This window comes from Streptococcus sp. 210928-DFI.4.42 (genome assembly GCF_020554365.1).
Lineage (GTDB): Bacteria > Bacillota > Bacilli > Lactobacillales > Streptococcaceae > Streptococcus > Streptococcus parasanguinis_S.
Genome location: NZ_JAJCHF010000079.1, coordinates 1 through 213 on the forward strand (window position 1 = coordinate 1; position 213 = coordinate 213).

1 pseudogene is annotated in these 213 nt (G+C 39.4%); it reads right to left on the reverse strand.

From position 1 onward, the window contains the following. A pseudogene (locus LIZ08_RS10475) lies at positions 1 to 213 on the reverse strand (IS3 family transposase); the annotation flags it as partial.

A 213-nucleotide genomic window follows, 5' to 3' on the forward strand; every position in this document is an offset into this window, starting at 1 on the left:
TTTCTTCTTGCTCTTTTTCGTCCCTCAATCGGAGTTCTCTCAACTTTTTTAGAACCGCATTCTCCGCTCTCAAGTACTCATTTTCTGCTTGAAGACGTTCTAGTTCTGTCATCTCTTCGGGTTTCTTCTTTGGCTTACGTCCCATTTTAGGTATCCTTCCTCTTGTTTTCTCAACAATAGTATACCCGTTTTTCTTATATTGTGCTATCCAAT